The 16,766-nt window shown below is 71.6% G+C and carries 19 protein-coding genes; 5 read left to right on the forward strand and 14 right to left on the reverse strand.

Annotated features, from left to right (window positions below; all coding sequences use genetic code 11):
- Positions 1-25: 25 nt before the first annotated feature.
- On the reverse strand, positions 26-556 hold the full coding sequence (locus P2H44_RS04285) for a nuclear transport factor 2 family protein (RefSeq protein WP_275762205.1): 531 nt from the start codon (positions 554-556) through the stop codon (positions 26-28).
- A gap of 152 nt (positions 557-708) precedes the next feature.
- On the opposite strand from P2H44_RS04285, the gene P2H44_RS04290 reads away from it, so the two are divergent.
- Positions 709-1,818, forward strand: coding sequence for an alkene reductase (locus tag P2H44_RS04290; RefSeq protein ID WP_275762206.1), 1,110 nt, complete (start codon positions 709-711; stop codon positions 1,816-1,818).
- A gap of 231 nt (positions 1,819-2,049) precedes the next feature.
- Here P2H44_RS04290 and P2H44_RS04295 read toward each other — a convergent pair whose 3' ends face one another.
- The gene (locus P2H44_RS04295) at positions 2,050-2,187 is read right to left on the reverse strand and encodes a hypothetical protein (protein WP_275762207.1); all 138 of its coding nucleotides are present in this window, start codon (positions 2,185-2,187) and stop codon (positions 2,050-2,052) included.
- Here P2H44_RS04295 and P2H44_RS04300 point away from each other — a divergent pair.
- Complete coding sequence (locus P2H44_RS04300) at positions 2,171-3,244, forward strand: YeeE/YedE family protein (RefSeq protein ID WP_275762208.1); 1,074 nt, start codon at positions 2,171-2,173, stop codon at positions 3,242-3,244. The two genes, P2H44_RS04295 and P2H44_RS04300, sit on opposite strands and share 17 nt — an antisense overlap.
- Here P2H44_RS04300 and P2H44_RS04305 read toward each other — a convergent pair.
- The 11 genes from P2H44_RS04305 to P2H44_RS04355 all read right to left on the reverse strand — a co-directional run bounded on the left by P2H44_RS04305 (position 3,223) and on the right by P2H44_RS04355 (position 13,361).
- Positions 3,223-4,131 (reverse strand): MBL fold metallo-hydrolase, encoded by a 909-nt coding sequence (locus P2H44_RS04305; RefSeq protein WP_275762209.1) that lies wholly within the window; start codon positions 4,129-4,131, stop codon positions 3,223-3,225. The genes P2H44_RS04300 and P2H44_RS04305 overlap by 22 nt on opposite strands.
- A 32-nt stretch (positions 4,132-4,163) precedes the next feature.
- On the reverse strand, positions 4,164-5,375 hold the full coding sequence (locus P2H44_RS04310) for an FAD-dependent oxidoreductase (protein WP_275762210.1): 1,212 nt from the start codon (positions 5,373-5,375) through the stop codon (positions 4,164-4,166).
- Positions 5,376-5,469: 94 nt separating this feature from the next.
- A complete protein-coding gene (locus P2H44_RS04315; RefSeq protein WP_275762211.1) occupies positions 5,470-6,546 on the reverse strand; it encodes a c-type cytochrome in 1,077 nt (358 codons plus the stop codon).
- Positions 6,530-7,798, reverse strand: a complete 1,269-nt coding sequence (gene soxC / locus P2H44_RS04320) for a sulfite dehydrogenase (RefSeq protein ID WP_275762212.1) — start codon at positions 7,796-7,798, stop codon at positions 6,530-6,532. Before soxC ends, P2H44_RS04315 begins: the two co-directional genes overlap by 17 nt.
- A gap of 28 nt (positions 7,799-7,826) precedes the next feature.
- Positions 7,827-9,518 (reverse strand): thiosulfohydrolase SoxB, encoded by a 1,692-nt coding sequence (gene soxB / locus P2H44_RS04325; RefSeq protein WP_275762213.1) that lies wholly within the window; start codon positions 9,516-9,518, stop codon positions 7,827-7,829.
- A gap of 154 nt (positions 9,519-9,672) precedes the next feature.
- Positions 9,673-10,524: a sulfur oxidation c-type cytochrome SoxA gene (gene soxA / locus P2H44_RS04330; RefSeq protein WP_275762214.1), complete on the reverse strand. Its 852-nt coding sequence runs from the start codon at positions 10,522-10,524 to the stop codon at positions 9,673-9,675.
- Between the two features lie 71 nt (positions 10,525-10,595).
- A complete protein-coding gene (gene soxZ / locus P2H44_RS04335) occupies positions 10,596-10,922 on the reverse strand; it encodes a thiosulfate oxidation carrier complex protein SoxZ (RefSeq protein WP_275762215.1) in 327 nt (108 codons plus the stop codon).
- Between the two features lie 22 nt (positions 10,923-10,944).
- Positions 10,945-11,364, reverse strand: a complete 420-nt coding sequence (soxY, locus tag P2H44_RS04340) for a thiosulfate oxidation carrier protein SoxY (RefSeq protein ID WP_275762216.1) — start codon at positions 11,362-11,364, stop codon at positions 10,945-10,947.
- 87 nt (positions 11,365-11,451) lie between these two features.
- A complete protein-coding gene (soxX, locus tag P2H44_RS04345; protein ID WP_275762217.1) occupies positions 11,452-11,928 on the reverse strand; it encodes a sulfur oxidation c-type cytochrome SoxX in 477 nt (158 codons plus the stop codon).
- 102 nt (positions 11,929-12,030) lie between these two features.
- Complete coding sequence (locus tag P2H44_RS04350) at positions 12,031-12,606, reverse strand: thioredoxin family protein (RefSeq protein ID WP_275762218.1); 576 nt, start codon at positions 12,604-12,606, stop codon at positions 12,031-12,033.
- 17 nt (positions 12,607-12,623) lie between these two features.
- The gene (locus P2H44_RS04355) at positions 12,624-13,361 is read right to left on the reverse strand and encodes a cytochrome c biogenesis CcdA family protein (protein ID WP_275762219.1); all 738 of its coding nucleotides are present in this window, start codon (positions 13,359-13,361) and stop codon (positions 12,624-12,626) included.
- Between the two features lie 82 nt (positions 13,362-13,443).
- Between P2H44_RS04355 and P2H44_RS04360 the strand changes: the two genes are divergently transcribed.
- From P2H44_RS04360 to P2H44_RS04370, 3 genes are all read left to right on the forward strand, one after another.
- Positions 13,444-13,872 (forward strand): hypothetical protein, encoded by a 429-nt coding sequence (locus P2H44_RS04360; protein ID WP_275762220.1) that lies wholly within the window; start codon positions 13,444-13,446, stop codon positions 13,870-13,872.
- A 104-nt stretch (positions 13,873-13,976) separates the two neighbouring features.
- The gene (locus P2H44_RS04365; RefSeq protein ID WP_275762878.1) at positions 13,977-14,270 is read left to right on the forward strand and encodes an ArsR/SmtB family transcription factor; all 294 of its coding nucleotides are present in this window, start codon (positions 13,977-13,979) and stop codon (positions 14,268-14,270) included.
- Between the two features lie 23 nt (positions 14,271-14,293).
- On the forward strand, positions 14,294-15,331 hold the full coding sequence (locus tag P2H44_RS04370) for a YeeE/YedE family protein (protein ID WP_275762221.1): 1,038 nt from the start codon (positions 14,294-14,296) through the stop codon (positions 15,329-15,331).
- Positions 15,332-15,395: 64 nt separating this feature from the next.
- Here the strand turns inward: P2H44_RS04370 and P2H44_RS04375 are convergent, their stop codons facing one another.
- Entirely contained in the window at positions 15,396-16,685 is a 1,290-nt protein-coding gene (locus tag P2H44_RS04375; RefSeq protein WP_275762222.1) for an ArgE/DapE family deacylase, read from the reverse strand.
- Positions 16,686-16,766: the final 81 nt, after the last annotated feature.

The following is a 16,766-nucleotide window of genomic DNA, read 5'->3' on the forward strand; positions in this document are numbered from 1 at the left end:
AGAGGCGACCCGTGACCCCGGCGTATCAGCGCTCGCCGGCGATGCGCGCGGCGCGGGCGCCGGGGGGGCTGGCGAGATAGGCCTTCGTCTCCGGCCGCTCCTGCAGCCAGCCGGCCCAGCGGCGCATGACGCCGGCCATGCGCGGGGGCTCGACGCCGAGCTGGGCCATGGCGACGCCGCCGTTGACGGATTCGAAATACTCCGCCACCAGCTCCCCGCGCAGGACGAAGCGGGACATGCCGTCGATCACCACTTTCTTCCCAGCATATTCCGGCACCGTAGAGGTGAAGCTCGACAGCGACCAAGCGTAGCCCATATCGCCCCGCCGCAGACCGTCGAACATCTCCCACCGGTAGTCGTCGGCGTCGCGGTGGAACATGTGCTCCATCATGTGCGCGATCGAGGCGCGCCCGGTGTGGGGGCCGTAGATGTAGTCGTGGTAGACCGCATCCTCGGTGAAGCAGGCGGCGAAGCGCTCGCCGTCGCCGGATTCGGCGGCGGCGGTGAAACGGGCCAGCAGGCGGTCGAAGTCTTCGTCGCGGTCGAGCGCGGTCATCGCGGGTCCTCCCCATTTTTCTGGTTGCCGCGATCCAACGGCGCCGGGGCCGCCCGGGGCAAGCCCGGATCGACAGGACCGCCGCGGGCTTGTAGCGTCGCGCGAACGCCGCCGGTCGACCGGCCGGCAGGTCCGATCTGGGAGGATCCTCGATGTCGCTTCGCCTGCTCTCGCCCGTCCAGGTGGGGCCGTACCGGCTCGCCAACCGCATGGTGATGGCGCCGCTGACCCGTTCGCGCTCCACGTCGGACGGGGTGCCCACGGCGCTGAACGTCGAGCACTACCGCCAGCGCGCCTCGGCGGGGCTGATCGTCTCCGAGGCGACGCTGATCGCCCCGCAGGGCCGCGGCACGCCGGACACGCCCGGCCTGTGGTCCGACGCGCAGGTGGAGGCTTGGAAGGCGGTGACCGCCGCGGTGCACGAGGCCGGCGGGCGGATCTTCGCGCAGCTGTGGCACGTGGGCCGCCAGTCCCACCCCGCCCTGCAGCCGGCGGGCGAGGCGCCGGTCGCCCCCTCCGCCATCCAGGCGACGGGCCAGTGCCGCACGCCCGAGGGCGTGGTGGACTTCGGCGCGCCGCGGGCGCTGGAGCTCGACGAGATCCCGGGCGTGGTCGAGGCCTACGGCCGCGCCGCCGAGCGCGCGATCGAGGCGGGGTTCGACGGGGTCGAGATGCACGCCGCCAACGGCTACCTGATCGACCAGTTCCTGCAGGACGGCGCCAACGCGCGGACCGACGCCTACGGCGGCCCGCTCGAGAACCGCTCCCGCTTCCTGTTCGAGACGCTGGAGGCCGCGGTCGCCGCCGTGGGGGCCGAGCGGGTGGGCATCCGCCTCTCGCCCCATAACGTGCACGGCGGCATCTCCGACAGCGACCCCTGGGCGCTGCACGAGCACGTGGTGCAGGGGCTCGCGGGGCGGGGCCTGGCCTATCTGCACGTGATCGAGCCGCGCACCCTGCCCGGCGGCCGCCACCGGGAGGGCGAGGCCGCCAACGCCGCGCCGCGCCTGCGCCCGCTGTTCGACGGGCCCTACATCGCCGCCGGCGGCTTCGGGCGCGACGGGGCCGAGGAGATCCTGGCCCAGGGCCATGCGGACATGGTGGCCTTCGGGCGGTGGTTCATCTCGAATCCCGACCTGCCGCGGCGCTTCGCCGAGGACCTGCCGCTGAACCCCTACGACCGCAAGACCTTCTACACGCCCGGCCCCGGCGGCTACACCGACTACCCGACCTGGGAGGAGGCCGGCGCCGCCGCCGGCTGACCCGGGCCCGCCGGCGAGCGCCCGCCCTGGCGGCGGGCGTTTCGACGGCGGGTTGCGCGCCGAGAACTCATGAGGCGGGAGCCGTCGCGACCGCCGCCCTGTCCCCTCCCCTCGCGAGCAGGTCGCCTCGTATTCCATGAATAACGGGACGCTCGCGGCGTGCGCCTCTACAGGCGGCGGCGAGCGAAATGGCGGCGCGCTCGGAGCCGCAGCCTCCCCCGGGGCCAATTCTCAGCGAGATATCGCGGGGGCGAAGCGAACCGCCGGTCGCCGATCCCGCCGCGCCTCCTCGCGCTCGCATCGGTTGATTTCGGTCAAGGCGGCGCGTCCGCCTTCCGTATATTCACGCATCATGATGACCAGCGACATCCTCGATCTCCTGGGCGACGGGCCGACGGCCGCCGTGCTGGGACTGCTGACGGGCCTCGTCTTCGGGGTGACCGCGCAACGCTCCGCCTTCTGCCTGCGCGCCGCGACCGTCGAGTTCGCCCGCGGCCGGATGGGGGAGCGGGTGACGGTCTGGCTGCTGACCTTCTCCACCGCGCTGGTCTGGGTGCAGGCCGCGCGGCTCGCCGGCCTGTTCCGACCGGAGGACGCCCGCATCATGGCCGTGCCCGGAAGCTGGTCGGGGGCGGCCATCGGGGGACTGCTGTTCGGGATCGGCATGGTGCTGGCGCGGGGCTGCTCGGGCCGGCTGCTGGTGCTGGCGGCCACGGGCAACCTGCGGGCGGTGATCTCGGGCCTGATCTTCGCGGTCGTGGCGCAGATGTCCCTGCACGGCTGGCTCGCGCCCGCGCGCGACGCGCTGGCGCGCCTGGCCGTCACGCCGGGGGGGCGCAACCTGGACCTGCTCGCGGCCCTCGGCCTGCCGGAGGCGACGGGGCTGGTCCTGGGGCTGGGCTTCGCCGCGCTGGCGCTGGCGCTCGCGCGGCGCAACCGCGTGGGGCCGAAGATCCTTGTCTTCGGGGCGGGCGTCGGCTTCTCGGTCGCGCTGGGCTGGGTGGCGACCTGGTCTCTGGCGCAGATGGCCTTCGACCCGGTCTCGGTCACCTCGGTCACCTTCTCGGGCCCGTCGGCCAACACCTTGATGTTCTTCCTCGAACCCGCGCCGGAACTGGGCTTCGACATCGGCCTGGTGCCGGGCGTGTTCCTGGGCGCCTTCTGCGCCGCCTGGGCGACGGGAGAGCTGCGCTTCCAGGGCTTCCACGCCGAAAGCCAGCTCCAGCGCTCGATGATCGGCGCGGTGCTCATGGGCTTCGGGGCGATGCTCGCCGGCGGCTGCGCCATCGGCAACGGGGTCACCGGCGGGTCGGTCTTCGCGGCCACCTCCTGGCTGGCGCTGGCCGCGATGTGGCTGGGCGCGATGACGACCGACGCCATCGTCGGCCCGCCCCACGCCCGGCTTCACGCAGGCGCGAACCGGTAGCCCTCGCCCTCCGCGACCGCGGTCCCGATGCCGCCGTCGGGCAGGTGGAAGCCGATCAGCGCCTGCCCCGAGGCCGCGAGCTCCGCCACCAGCTTCGCCCGCGTCTCCGCCGCCTGCGCCGGCGCCTGGTCCGAGCCGACCTCGAGCCCGGGCTGCGAGAAGGCGACGTGGCCGTTGCCCACGGCGTCCCCCACCAGCAGCGCCTGCCCGAGGTCGAATACCAGGTGCCCGGGCGTGTGGCCGGGGGTCAGGCGCGCGGTCACGCCGGGAAGCGGCGCGTCCCCGTCCTCGATCCGCTCCACCAGGTCCGCCACGGCGTCGAGCCGGCGCTGCGCGCCCGCGAAGAAGGCGAGCCGCGCCTCCCCGATGGTCTCGGCGGTGGCGGGGTCGGTCCAGTAGTCGAACTCGACGCCCCCCATCCACAGCTTCGCCTCCGGGAACACCGGCTCGTCGAACTCGTCCAGCAGGCCCCACAGGTGGTCGGGGTGGCCATGGGTGAAGATCACGTCGGTGATCTCCTCCGGCGCGACGCCGAGCGCGTCGAGCGCGGCGGGAAGCTCCCCCGCGGTGGGCTGGAAGTCGGGGCCGGCGCCCACGTCGAACAGGACCGTGCGGTCGCCCGTGCGCAGCAGCGTGACGTTGCAGGGCGCGATCAGAGGGCCGTCGGCCGACAGGCCATGGCGGGCGAAGATCGCGGCCGTCTCCGCCTCCGGCACGCCGGCGAAGATGAAGCTGGGCGGCAGCTCCAGCCGCCCGTCGGAGAGGGTGTCGAGCCGCATCCCCCCGCCCTCCAGCGTCGTCGCCGTCCAGGCGCGGCGGGGGGCGAGCGCCGGCGCCGCGAGGGCGGCGGCCGAGAGCGACAGGAGGCGGCGGCGGGTCAGGCGCATGGCGGGCTCCGGCAGGCGAGAGGACGGCGGGGTCAGCCGAAGACTTCGGCGGTGAGGTCGGCGTACCAGGCGAAGGCGTCGTCCCAGTTGGCGCGCCGCGTTCGCGGGTCCTCGCCGGTCTGGGAGATGGCGTGCTCGACGGCCGCGAGCCGCCCGTCGGGGCCGGGGGCGTAGGCGCCCTCCTCGGCGACCGCGTCCTGCGCGGCGATCGAGGACCAGCAGGCCGAGCGGTAGAGCGCCGCGCGCTCGGGCGCGAGGTCGAGCGCGTGGAGGATCGCGGCGGCCGCCGCCTCCCCCTCCGAGGCCGCGGCGGAGGCGGCCTTGGGGATCGCGCCGGTCGAGGCCGCGTCGCCCACGACGTGGATATCGGGCTGGAGGGTCGAGGCCATGCCCGTCGCCTCGACCGGCGCCCAGCCCGTGTCGTCGGTCACCCCGGCCGCGACGCAGATGTCGGCGGCGCGCTGGGGCGGGATCACGTTGCAGGCGTCGACGTCCTCGGGCGCGCCGTCCACGATCACCTGCATCTCGCCGGGGCGGATCTCGATGTTGTCGGCGCCGAAGTCGGGGCCGAGGCGGTCGATCATGCCGGTGTAATGGGCCTGCCACCCCTCCTCGAACAGGGCCTGGGAGGCGTAGCGGGGCTTGGGATCCACGATCAGGATCTTGGCGCTCGGGTTATGCGTCTTCAGCAGGTGCGCGACCATCGAGACCCGCTCGTAGGGCGCGGGCGGGCAGCGCGAGGGATCGGGCGGCGCCACCAGGCACCAGGTCCCGCCCTCGGGCATCGCCAGCACCTGGTCGCGGATCGCGCGCGGGTCGCCGCCGGTGACGTAGGCCGAGGGGATCACGGCCTCGTCCGCGGGGCTCCATCCCGGCAGCGCCTCGTCGCGATAGGCGATGCCGGGGGCGAGGACCAGCCGGTCGTAGGGCAGCGTCACGCCGCCCTCCAGCGTCACGGTCCGCGCGGCCGGGTCCACGCCCAGCGCGCGCAGGGGCGCGAGGGTCACGCCTGTCGCGCGCACGCCCTCGTAGCCGTGGGCGAGCGCCTCGAAGGGCAGGAAGCCGCCGATGGCGAGGTTTGAGAAGAAGCAGGAGCGGTAGACCGGGTTCGGCTCGACCAGCGTTACGTCGCACAGCGAAGCCATCCGGCGCGCGGCGATCGCGCCGCCGGGGCCGCCGCCGATCACCACCACCTTCGGGCGCGCCTGCGCGAGCGCGGGCGCGAAAACCGCGGGGGCGAACAACGCCGCCCCCGCGGCCGGGAGGAGCCCCAACGCCCGGCGCCTGCTCAGGCTGGGCGCGGGCCCGGGACGTCGTGGACGACGACGCCCCATCCGCTCAGTTCCCCAGGCTCTGCAGGTAGGCGATCATCGCCGCCCGCTCGTCTTCCTTCTTCAGCCCGGCGAAGCTCATCTTGGTCTTGGGGACGAACTTCTTGGGGTTGGCGAGGAAGGCGTCGAGCGTCTCGGGCGTCCAGACCAGGCCGCCCTCGGCCGCCTCCTGCAGGGCCTTCGAGTACTTGAAGCCGTCCACGTGGGTCGCCTTCGCGCCGACCACGCCGTTCAGGATCGGGCCGGTGCGGTTCTTGGCGCCCTCGCCGACCTGGTGGCAGGCCTTGCACTTCTTGAACAGGTCCTCGCCCTCGGCGACCAACGCCGGGTCGGGGCCGGCGGGGGCCTCGGCCTTCGCCGGTTCGGCCGCGGGCGCGGCAGGCTCGGCCTTGGCGGTCTCGACCGGGGCCTCGGCCGCGCTCTCCTCCGCTGCCGCCTCGCCCTCGTCGTCGGGCGTGACGTCGATGACGGTGGCGTGTTTGGTGACCTTCACCTCGGTCTTGCAGCCGCTCATGCACGGGTCCTTGGAGAACTCGGCCACCTCCACCTCGTCGCGGTCGTCGAGGAAGAAGCCGTCGGCGTTGGGCATCTCGACCTCGAGGAAGGTCTCCTTCGAGAGCTCGAAGTCCTCGTCCACCAGGTCGTTGAGATAGAGCAGGTAGGCGGTGATCGCGTAGGTCTCGTCCGCGCTCAGGCTGCGCCCCTCGGTGAAGGGCATGGCGCGGTGGACGTAGTCCCAGACCGTCGAGAGATAGGGCCAGTAGCTGCCCACGGTCTTCACCGGGTCCTTGCGGTCCAGCGTGCCCTCGCCCCCCGCGAGCACCGGCCAGCGGCCGACGGCCTCGCCGAAGTCGCCGTGGCAGACGGCGCATTTCTCGACGTAGAGCGGCTCGCCCGTCATCACGTCGCCGGAGCCTTCGGGCAGGCCCAGCCCGTCGGGGCGCACGTCGATGTCCCAGGCCGCGACCTCCTCGGGCGTGGCCGTGCGGCCCAGCCCCATCTTGGCGGCGGCGGGAGAGGCGACCAGCGTCGCGGCGAGCGCCGCGGCGGCGAGGGCGGGGACGAGCTCAGGAAATCTCGACATTCTCAACCTTTCCGTCCGGCGTCACGAGCCAGGTCTGGATGCCGTTGTTGTGGTAGATCGAGTTCTCGCCCCGGAAGGCGCGGAGCTGATCCTTGGTGGGCTGCACGTAGCCGGTGCTATCGATCGCGCGGGACTGCAGGATCATCTCGCCGCCGTCCCAGTCGTGGTCGAAGTGGAACCGGTGCAGGGCCTTGTCGTGGGAGGGGCCCGAGAGGCGCGCCTCCTTCCAGGTGATCCCGCCGTCGGTGGTCACGTCGACCCGCGCGATGGTCCCCCTGCCCGACCAGGCGAGCCCGGTGATCACCAGCGGACCCTTGCCGTGGACGATGGGCATCTGCGGGCTGGGCGAGGTGATGACGGACTTCGCGTCCATCACCCAGGTCCACTTGCGCGCCGAGCCGTCCTCCATCACGTCGGTGTACTTGGAGGTTTCTTCGCGCTGCTCCCAGGGCTGGTCGCCCACCTCGAGACGGCGCAGCCACTTCACCCACATGTTGCCTTCCCAGCCGGGAACGACCAGGCGGGCGGGATAGCCATGCTCCTTGCGCAGCGCCTCGCCGTTGGCCTTGAAGGCCACCAGGCAGTCGTCGAGCATCTTCTCGAGCGGGATCGAGCGGGTCATGCCGGCGGCGTCGGCGCCCTCGGCCAGCACCCACTTGCCCTCGGGCTTCACGCCCGCCTCTTCCAGCAGCAGGCGCACGGGGACGCCCACGTATTCCATGTTGTGGATCATGCCCTGGGTGAACTGGCAGCCGTTGAGCTGTGCGCCCGCCCATTCCATGCCCGAGTTCGCGGCGCATTCCATGAAGTAGACATGGCTCTCGCGCGGGAAGCGCTCGAGGTCGGCGTAGGTGAAGACCATCTCGCGGTCCACCAGGCCGTTGATCATCAGCCTGTAGTCCGGCTTCGACAGCTCGATCGCGCCGGCGTGGTGACGCTCGAACGCGCAGCCCTGCGGGGTGATCGTGCCCTCGAGCGCGTGGATCGGCGTGAAGTTGACCGAGCTGATCGGATCGGCCGTCAGCCAGGGCACGTCGCGGCGCACCACGTCGCTCTCGAAGCGGATGGGCATCCCGTAGGGGGTGGCGTCGACGCCGTCGCCCAGGATCTGGTTCCAGGGCTGCACTTCGGTGATCAGCGGGTCCGAGGCGGCGCGGGCCGCCCCCGCCCCTCCGGCTGCGAGCGCGCCGCCCGCGGCCATGGCGCCGAGGAAGCCCCGGCGCGAGGGTCCCTTGTCGCTGGTGTCGCTCATGCGGTCAGGTCCTCCGTAGAAAAGGGGGTCAGGCGCCGACGACCGTGACGGTCTCGGACGGGGCTTGGTTCACGGTCCCGAGCTTGCGGACATGGGCCTCGATCACGTCCCAGATCTGGGGACCTTCGGTGCCTTCGTTCACGCTCGCCCAGCCGGCGACGGTGTAGGATTTCGCGGCCTCGATCGTCTCGCCCGTGTCGGTCAGCGTCAGCTGCGAGATGCGCGAGCCCATCGGCGCGGAGACGTCGATGCGGTAGCTCATGCCGCCCACGCGCACCATGTCGCCGCCCTGCTGGTAGTAGGGGTCGGTGTTGAAGATGTTGTCGGCCACGTCCTCCATGACCGTCTTCAGCGTCTCGCCGGTCATCTCGGTGCGGTAGACCTGGCCGTAGGTCATCGAGGTGACGTTGTGGATGTCCTCGCGGGTGATCGGATCGCCCGGCAGCAGGGTCGGGCCCCAGCGCACGCCCGGAGACAGCGCGATCTGGGCGTCCCGCTCGGAGCGAATGGCGTCGCAGATCAGGTCGTCCCAGGTGCCGTTGAAGTTGCCGCGCCGGTAGAGCAGGCTCTCGGTCCGGCCGATCTCCTCGCTCAGCTGCGCCTCGTAGGGGGCGCGGTGGCCGTCGATCACCGCGGCCATCTCGGCGTCGGGCGCGATCACGTCCGAAAAGATCGGGATCAGCTTGTGCCTGAACCCCATCATCCGCCCGTCGCGCACGTCGAGGTCGACGCGGGAGACGAACTTGCCGTTGGAGCCGGAGGCGATGATGATCGTCTCGCCCACCAGCACCGGCTCGGGGATCGCGTCATGGGTGTGGCCCGAGAGGATCACGTCGATCCCCTGCACCTGCCCCGCCATCTTGTGATCCACGTCGAAGCCGTTGTGCGACAGGCACACGACCAGCTCCGCGCCCTCGGCCCGCGCCTCCTCGACCACCGCCTGCATCCGCTCCTGCCGGATGCCGAAGGAGTATTCGGGGAACATCCACTTGGGGTTGGCGATGGGCATGTAGGGGAAGGCCTGCCCGATCACCGCGATCTTGGCGCCGCCGCGCTCGAACATCGCGTAGGGCTCGAAGGCGGGCTCGTCCCACTCGACGTCGAAGATGTTGGCGCCCAGGAACGGGAACGGCAGCGCCTCGACCAGCTCCTTCACGCGCTCGGAGCCGAAGGTCCATTCCCAGTGCGAGGTCATCGCCTCGACGCCCAGCTGGTTCATCGCGTCGACCATGTCCTGCCCGCGCGTGGCGAGCGAGACCATCGAGCCGTGCCAGGTGTCGCCGCCGTCGAGCAGCAGCGCCTCGGGGCGCGCGGCGCGGATGCCCTTGACGATGGTCGCCACCCGGTCGAGCCCGCCCATCCGCCCGTAGCCCCGCGCGATCGAGGCGAAATCCTCGGAGGTCAGCGCATAGGCCTCGGCCGAGCCGGGCTGGATGCCGAAGGTCTTGAGGAACTCGGACCCGGTGACGTGGGGCGGGCGGCCCTTGGCCTCGCCCACGCCCAGGTTCACCGAGGGCTCGCGGAACCAGATCGGCTTGGTCTGCGCGTGGATGTCGGTGATGTGGACCAGGGTCACGTTGCCGAAGTCGTCGAACTGCAGGAGCTGGTCCTGGGTCAGCGACTGCTGGGCCGCCAGCCGCGCCCAGCCGCCGAAGCCCGAAGCCCCCACGATGGCCGAGGCCGCCATGCCCGCCTGCAGGAATTCGCGGCGTGAGATCATCGCAATGGGGCTCCTGTCTGGGACCGCGAGGTCCGGGACCGCCAGGGCGCACGCATCGAGCGGGCCGGATACGGTCCTTCGTTGAAAGGTCGTTGGCGGCGGCCCGGGCTAGGGGACCCGGGCCGCGCCGAGGGGTCGAAAGGGATCGGTCAGGTCACGGCCGGACGGCCACGCCCTCTACCGACAGGCCCTCGCCGCGGGAGGCGACGTAGAGCTCCAGCGCCCGGAACTCGTCCGAGCCGGGATTGAAGGTCTCCGCCCGCGTGTCGCGGATGCAGCCCTTGAAGCGGTTGTGCATCGAGACCAGCCCCGCCGTCTTCAGGCGGTAGGTCGGGAAGCCCGACGTGTGCCCCTGGGAGAGATGGTCGGCGCGGATCATGTTGCCCCAGTTCTGCTCGTGGCAGTTGGCGCAACTCAGCTCGAGCTGACCGTAGCGCGTGTAGTACATCTCCTTGCCCTGCTCGTAGTAGGGCGCGGCGGGGCCGTCGATGGCGACCTGCATCGGCATCCCGCGCGACTGCACGGAGAGGGCCGCGGTCATGTTCTTCATCGGGTCCGAGTCCCAGCCCCAGGCCTCGGCGCCCATGCGCGCGGTGCGGCAGTCGTTGACGAAATCCTCCATCGACCACAGCTTGCCGGCGGCGTTGATCTTGGGGGTCGTGGCGCGCACGCCCTTCATCGAGGCGATGTCGCCGTGGCACGAGGCGCAGGACTTGCCGGCCGAGCCTTCGACGGCGTTCCAGCTGTCCAGACCCTGGTCGACGAAGACCATGGCGGGGTTGTCGAAATCGTCCATCTGCATGTCCCGGGTCGCCTCGTCCCGGAACAGCCAGCCCGAGTAGAGCTCGGGCAGCGCGCCGTCGAGATGCGCGGGCGCCTCGGCGCGGATCACGATCTCGGTGTCGCCGTTGATGACCAGCTCCGCATCCTCGGACGGATCGGCGCCGGAGGGGCCGGCGAGGCCCATCGCGAGCAGCGCGACGATGGCCGTGGCGGTCTTCTTCATTCTGGTGTCCTCCCTGCGGTCGGACCGCCCCTGCGCCCCCTCCCAGGGCCCGCGGGGGCGGTCCGGTTGGGTCACGCGACCGAGATCGGCTTCACGTCCTCGTAGACGGAGCCGTCGTCGTCGTACCAGGTGAACTTGAACTCGCCCGAGGCGTCGACCTTGGCTTCGAACTCGAAATACGGGTTCGTGGACACGCCGGGCTCCATCGTCACGTCCACGACCATCTGACCGTTCAGCTCGCAGGTGAAGCGGTTGATGATCTGGCGCGGGATGACGTTGCCGTCCTTGTCCTTGCGCTGGCCGGACTCCATTGGGTGGGAGATCAGGGTCTTGATGGTCACCACCTCGCCGGCCGAAGCGGACTTGGGGGTCTTCACGCGGGGTTTCACGCCGTCCATGTCGTCTCTCCTGCCTGTCCGCTCAGCCGCCGCAGCCGCCGATGGTGACCTTCACGGTCGCCTGGGCCTTCACGAAGCTGCCGTCCGCCATCTTCGCCACCGCCACCACGTCCTGGGTCTTGGCCAGGCGGATGCGGGTCGAGGCGGTCTGCGAGCCGGCCGCGGGGCCGAACTTGAAGGTGGCGACGTCGGGCGAGGGGTTGCCCGCCGCCCAGATCGCGATCTCGACCGCGCCGGGGGCCGAGACGGTCACGGGGACCGTGTTGCCGTTCTCGGCGATCTCGGGGGCGGTCAGGGTCAGGCGGCCCTCGCCGGTCGAAGCGCCGCCGGTGAAGGCCGACATGGCCTCGTCCAGGGTCTTCGCCATCAGGCGGAAGGGCATGGCCGCCGCGGCCAGCCCGCCGGCGCCGAACGCCAGGATGGCGCGTCTGGTGATCTTCATCGTCCGTCCTCCCGGGCGCTGAGCGCCCCTCATCATCCAACCGGCGCGCGAAGCGCCCATGTCATGCGGCCGGGCGCGGGGCGCCCGTCACTCCTTCAGCGTCATCAGGAAGGCCACCACGTCCTCGACCTGAGCAGCGGTGAGGATCGGGGGCAGCTCCCCCTTCGCGGCCTTTCCGGTGTAGGCGTCGCCGGGCCGGATGTAGGGCCCGGTCTTGTAGAAGGACGGCATCACCGTGCCTTCGAACGTGTGCTTGGCGTCGGCGACCAGCCCGCGCAGCTCCGCCTCCGACCAGCGGTCCGCGGCCCCGTCGAGCGAGGGGCCGACGTCGCCCTGGAAGTCCGCCTTCAGCGCCGAGACCTGGTGGCAGGCCACGCAGTTCCCCTCGGAGCGGGTGGACATCACCTTCGCGCCCACCGCCGCGTCTCCCGGCGCGCCGGTCAGCGACTCGGCGATGCCGCCGGTCTCGTCGAACTTCACCGCAGACGGCGCGGTCTCGGCCCAGGCCGTGCCCACGGCTGCGGCGGCGAGCGCGGCCGCGAGCGGCCATGCGATGCGATTCATGCGATCCTCCCTGATCATCGTCTTGCAGTTTAGCGCCTCGCGCGTATCGATACAATGTTATCTTCATATTTTTGCATTTTACGCGGGTGCAGCACGGCGGCCTCAGTCCGCCGCGCGCATCTTCCGGGTCAGGTACTCCTGGAACAGCTCGCCGGAGTCGTAGCCATGGTCGACGACCCACTGGAACAACGCGCGGGTGGTGCCCTTCTCGAAGGCGCCGGGCATGGTGACCACCGCGGCCTGGGCGGCGGTCTCCCCCTCCGGAACCTCCTCGGGCAGGAAGATCAGCGTGGGCGTGAAAACCACGCCCCAGCGGCGCACGGCCTCCTTCTCGGTCAGCGCCTCGCCGTCGAAGTCGGTGATCTCGGAGCCGCCGAACATGTTGATCTGGACGACGAAATAATGCTCGCGGATCAGCGCGTCGATCTCGGGGACCGGGTAGACCTCCTCATGCATCTTCGCGCAGTAGAGGCAGCCGCGCTGCTCGATCATCAGCAGCAGGCGCTTGCCCTCGGCGTTGGCCTCTGCGAGGTCCTCGGACAGGTCCTTGAACGTGTCCTGCAGCCAGTCGGGCTTGTGCAGCCCGTCGTCGCCCACCGGCGAGGCGAGGGCCGCGGGACCGGCCAGGAGCGCCAGCGCGAAGGCCGGGGCGGCGAGGATGGCGAGGCGTCTGAGCATGGTCTCCTCCCCGACGCTCACGAGAGCGTCGCGCTCCAGTCGAAGTGATCCAGAAGAAAGGCGGCGATCCCGTTGACCGAGTCGGTCGCGATCAACGCGGCGAACACCAGCAGCATCGCGCCCATCGCCTTCTCGACCGTGCCCAGCCAGCGCCGGTTGCGCGCGACCCAGCCCAGGAACGGGCGGGCGAACAGCGCGGCGATCACGAAGGGCAGCGTCATGCCCAGCCCGTAGACCAGCAGCAGCAGGCCCCCGCGCCACAGCTCCTGCATCCCCGAGGCGACCATCAGGATGGCGGCCAGCGCCGGGCCCACGCAGGGGGTCCAGCCGAAGCCGAAGGCGAGGCCCATCACGTAGGCCCCCACCACGCCCGAGGGATCCGCCTGGCTGTGCACCCGCGCCTCGCGGTAGAGGAACGGGACCTTCAGCACGCCCAGGAAATGCAGCCCGAAGACTGCGAGGATGCCGGCGGCGAGGTAGGAGAGCGGCTGCTTCCATTCGATGAACAGCCGCCCCGCCGCGGTTGCGCCCAGGCCCAGCAGCACGAAGATCGTGGTGACGCCCAGCGCGAAGGCGACGGCCGAGCCCATCAGACGGCGCTGCGCGCCCGGCGCAACCAGCCCGTCGCCCCGCAGCTCCTGCATCGAGAGCCCGGCCATGTAGCTGAGATAAAAAGGCGTCATCGGCAGAATGCACGGCGACAGGAAGGACAGCAGCCCCGCCAGCGCCGCGCCGCCGAAACTGATCTGGAGCATTCGCCGGACCCCTCCCATGGTCCTGCTTGCCCGCCGACCGGCAGCGTCCTACTGTATATCTCGATATCCATATGAGTCGTCAATGCACAAGTCACGCCTGTGGAAACACGCCTCTGAGGCGAACCTCTCGCGCCGCGCAAGCCTCTCGCTTGCGCTGGGCGGCGCCGTGGCCTGCGCGGGCCTCGGCGGCGGTGCGGCGCGCGCCTCGACCGAACCCGCCGCGCTCTCGCTGGTGATGTTCGAGAAGGACGGCTGCATCTGGTGCCGCCGCTGGCTCGAGGAAATCGGGCCGATCTATCCGAAGACCGAGGCCGGGCGGACCGCGCCCCTGCGCCGCCTCGACATCCACGACCCGCTGCCCGACGGTTTGAGCCTCGAGCGGCCGGCGGTCTTCACCCCGACCTTCGTGCTGACGCGCGACGGGGTCGAGACCGGCCGGATCGAGGGCTACGGGGGCGAGGCTTTCTTCTGGGGCCTGCTCGAACAGATGCTGACGGAGGCGACACGTTGACCGACGCGACCTTCCCGCGCCCTGGCGCGATCTTCGGGCGGAGCGGCCAGGACGCAGCGGAGGCCGACGCCCGCGTCGCCGCGCCCGCGCCCTCGGTCCGCGACGTGGTCGCCTGCGCCGACGCGGCCGCCCAGCTCCTCAAGACGCTGGGACACGAGGGCCGGCTTCAGATACTGTGCCACCTGATCGGCGGCGAAAAGAGCGTGACCGAGCTCGAGGCCCTGCTCGAGACCCGCCAGGCGGCGGTGAGCCAGCAGCTCGCGCGCCTGCGGCTCGAGGGCCTGGTGCAGGCCCGGCGGGAAGGCCAGGCCATCTACTACTCGATCCTCGACCCGAAGGCGGCCGAGATCGTCACGCTTCTGAACCGACTGTACCGTCGACCTGACGAAGAGGGCTGAGACCCTCCGCAGGGGAGGAGACCATGGGGTACGAGACGCTGGCGGCCCTCGCGGGCCTGCTGGGCGGCGTGGCGCTCGGCCTCGCCGCGCGGCTGGGGAATTTCTGCACCCTGGGCGCGATCGAGCACGCGATGTTCGGCCGGGACCGCCGGCGCCTGCGCATGTGGGGCGTGACGCTGGGCGTCGCGGTGCTCTCGGTGCAGGGGCTGGCCGCGACGGGGCTGATCGACCTGTCGCTGAGCTTCCATCACGCGCTCGCCTGGAACCCGCTCGCCTCGGTGCTGGGCGGGCTGACCTTCGGCTACGGCATGGCGCTGGCGGGCAACTGCGGGTTCAGCGCGCTGGCGCGCGTGGGCGGGGGCGACGTGCGGGCGCTGGTGGTGGTGGCGGTGATGGGGGTGGCGGGCTACGCGACGCTGGCGGGCCCCCTCGCCCCCCTGCGGGTGCTGCTGTTCCCGCAAGAAGACGCCGCCGGCCCCCAGGACATCGCCGGCGCGCTCGAGGCCGCGACGGGCCTCCCGGGCCTGCTGACCGCGGCGGCGATCGGCGTCGCCCTGCTGGCCTGGGGGCTGAGCCACGCGCCGCTGCGCGCCTCCCCCGCCCAGGTCGGCTGGGCGGCGGTCGCGGGGCTGGCGGTCGCCTGGGGCTTCGCCGCCACCACGCTGCTGTCGCAGGCCTCCTTCGGGGCGGTGACGGTCGAGGGCCCCTCGTTCACCGCGCCGGTGGGGCGCACGATCCTGTGGCTGATGACCTCGACGGGGGGCGAGATCTCGTTCTCCGTCGGCTCGGTGCTGGGGGTGGTTCTGGGCGCGCTCGTCGGATCGCTCCGGCGCGGCGGCTTCCGGTGGGAGGCCTGCGAGGACCCGCGCGAGCTGGGCCGCCAGCTGGGCGGCGCGGCGCTGATGGGCGTGGGCGGCGTGGTGGCGATGGGCTGCGCCATCGGCCAGGGCCTGTCGGGCTTCGCGACCCTCGCCTGGTCGGGGCCGGTGACGCTGGCGGCCATCTCGGTCGGCGCGACGCTGGGCCTGCACCAGATGATCGCGGGCTACCAGCCCGACTGACCCTCGCGCGACGGGGCCCGGGGGCCGGGCCCCCTGCCCCGCGCTCCCTGCCTCGTGCCGGGCCTCAGCCCTCCACCGGCTCCACCCCGCACCATTCAGCGACGAACAGCGCCATGGCCTTGGTGCAGCGGCGCACGGACTCGAGGTTCGCCCGCTCGTCCACCCCGTGGATGCCGTCGCCCGCGGGCCCGTAGCACAGCGTCGTCATCCGGTCGTAGAGCGCGTAGACGCGCGCATCGAGATAGGCGGGCGTCACCTCGGTGCGCAGCGGCTCTCCGAAGACGCTCTCGTGCGCGGCGGCGAGGATCGCCTCTGCCTCGGTCCCCGGCTCCTGCACGAAGCCCTCGGTGTGGAAGCCGTTGACCACGATCTGCGGCGGGTTGTTCGAGAGGAACTTGTCCGAGCGCGACAGCGCCTCGACGCAGGCCCGGATCTCGGCCTCCGCCTCGTCCGCGCCCTTGCCCGGCAGGTAGGAGATGCGGCAGTCGACCGTGCACCAGGCCGGCACGGAGGAGGCCCAGTCCCCGCCCGCGATCTTGCCGATGTTGAGGTTCAGCGGGTGGTCGAGCGCGCCGAAATAGGGATCGGACTTCGCCGCCTCGTTCCACTGCGCCTCGAGCTCGCGCAGCGCGCCCACCACGCGCCAGGCGGCGTCGATGGCGTTCGAGCCCGCGCCCATCTCGCGCACATGCACGGGGATGCCGCGGACCTGGACCTGGAACCACATCACGCCCACGCCGGCGCGCACCAGGATCTCCTGCATCGACTCGGGGATCAGGGCGGCGTCGGCCTGGTAGCCGCGCAGGTGGGCGGCGAGCGCGCCGTTGCCGGTGCTCTCCTCCTCCACCACCGACTGCACGTAGACGGTGGCGGCGGGCTGCAGGCCGATGGACTTCAGCGCGTCGAGGATCGCGATCATCGAGACATGGCCCGACTTCATGTCGATCGACCCGCGCCCGTGCAGCCAGCCGTCCTCGACCTCCGCCGAGAACGGCGGGCGGGCCCACATGTCGACAGGGCCGGTGGGCACCACGTCGAGATGGCCCTGCAGGATCAAGGAGCGGCCGGTCTCGGCCTTCGGACGGTGGATGCCGACCACGATGGGCGCGCGCGAATGGGTGTCGGAGAAGGCGCTGCCGCCGGGATGACGGCCGATGGCGTCCTCGTCCATCTCGAACCGCTCCATCGCCAGGCCCCGGTCGCGATACTGGCGGAACACCCAGTCCTGCGCGGCATGCTCGTTCCCCCGGGTGGTGTCGTAGGAGACGAGCTTGCGGGTCAACTCGACCTGGGCGTCGAAGCCCGCGTCCACGGCGTCGAGGATGCGCTGGGAGAGGGCGGGGTCGAGGGGCATGTCGGGGTCCTTGAAAGGGAGGGGGCAAGACGCGGGGGCGGAGGCGCCCTGCGGGCGGGCTTGGGCTTGGGGCGGGCGGAG

The organism is Albimonas marina (assembly GCF_029223255.1).
Classification (GTDB): domain Bacteria; phylum Pseudomonadota; class Alphaproteobacteria; order Rhodobacterales; family Rhodobacteraceae; genus Albimonas.

Bases quoted from the DNA above. Each gene is read 5' to 3' on its own strand.
- P2H44_RS04285 (WP_275762205.1), bottom strand. From the start codon at position 556: ATGACCGCGCTCGACCGCGACGAAGACTTCGACCGCCTGCTGGCCCGT.
- P2H44_RS04290 (WP_275762206.1), top strand. From the start codon at position 709: ATGTCGCTTCGCCTGCTCTCGCCCGTCCAGGTGGGGCCGTACCGGCTC.
- P2H44_RS04300 (WP_275762208.1), top strand. From the start codon at position 2,171: ATGATGACCAGCGACATCCTCGATCTCCTGGGCGACGGGCCGACGGCC.
- P2H44_RS04295 (WP_275762207.1), bottom strand. From the start codon at position 2,187: ATGTCGCTGGTCATCATGATGCGTGAATATACGGAAGGCGGACGCGCC.
- P2H44_RS04305 (WP_275762209.1), bottom strand. From the start codon at position 4,131: ATGCGCCTGACCCGCCGCCGCCTCCTGTCGCTCTCGGCCGCCGCCCTC.
- P2H44_RS04315 (WP_275762211.1), bottom strand. From the start codon at position 6,546: ATGTCGAGATTTCCTGAGCTCGTCCCCGCCCTCGCCGCCGCGGCGCTC.
- soxC (WP_275762212.1), bottom strand. From the start codon at position 7,798: ATGAGCGACACCAGCGACAAGGGACCCTCGCGCCGGGGCTTCCTCGGC.
- soxB (WP_275762213.1), bottom strand. From the start codon at position 9,518: ATGATCTCACGCCGCGAATTCCTGCAGGCGGGCATGGCGGCCTCGGCC.
- soxA (WP_275762214.1), bottom strand. From the start codon at position 10,524: ATGAAGAAGACCGCCACGGCCATCGTCGCGCTGCTCGCGATGGGCCTC.
- soxZ (WP_275762215.1), bottom strand. From the start codon at position 10,922: ATGGACGGCGTGAAACCCCGCGTGAAGACCCCCAAGTCCGCTTCGGCC.
- soxY (WP_275762216.1), bottom strand. From the start codon at position 11,364: ATGAAGATCACCAGACGCGCCATCCTGGCGTTCGGCGCCGGCGGGCTG.
- soxX (WP_275762217.1), bottom strand. From the start codon at position 11,928: ATGAATCGCATCGCATGGCCGCTCGCGGCCGCGCTCGCCGCCGCAGCC.
- P2H44_RS04350 (WP_275762218.1), bottom strand. From the start codon at position 12,606: ATGCTCAGACGCCTCGCCATCCTCGCCGCCCCGGCCTTCGCGCTGGCG.
- P2H44_RS04355 (WP_275762219.1), bottom strand. From the start codon at position 13,361: ATGCTCCAGATCAGTTTCGGCGGCGCGGCGCTGGCGGGGCTGCTGTCC.
- P2H44_RS04360 (WP_275762220.1), top strand. From the start codon at position 13,444: ATGCACAAGTCACGCCTGTGGAAACACGCCTCTGAGGCGAACCTCTCG.
- P2H44_RS04370 (WP_275762221.1), top strand. From the start codon at position 14,294: ATGGGGTACGAGACGCTGGCGGCCCTCGCGGGCCTGCTGGGCGGCGTG.
- P2H44_RS04375 (WP_275762222.1), bottom strand. From the start codon at position 16,685: ATGCCCCTCGACCCCGCCCTCTCCCAGCGCATCCTCGACGCCGTGGAC.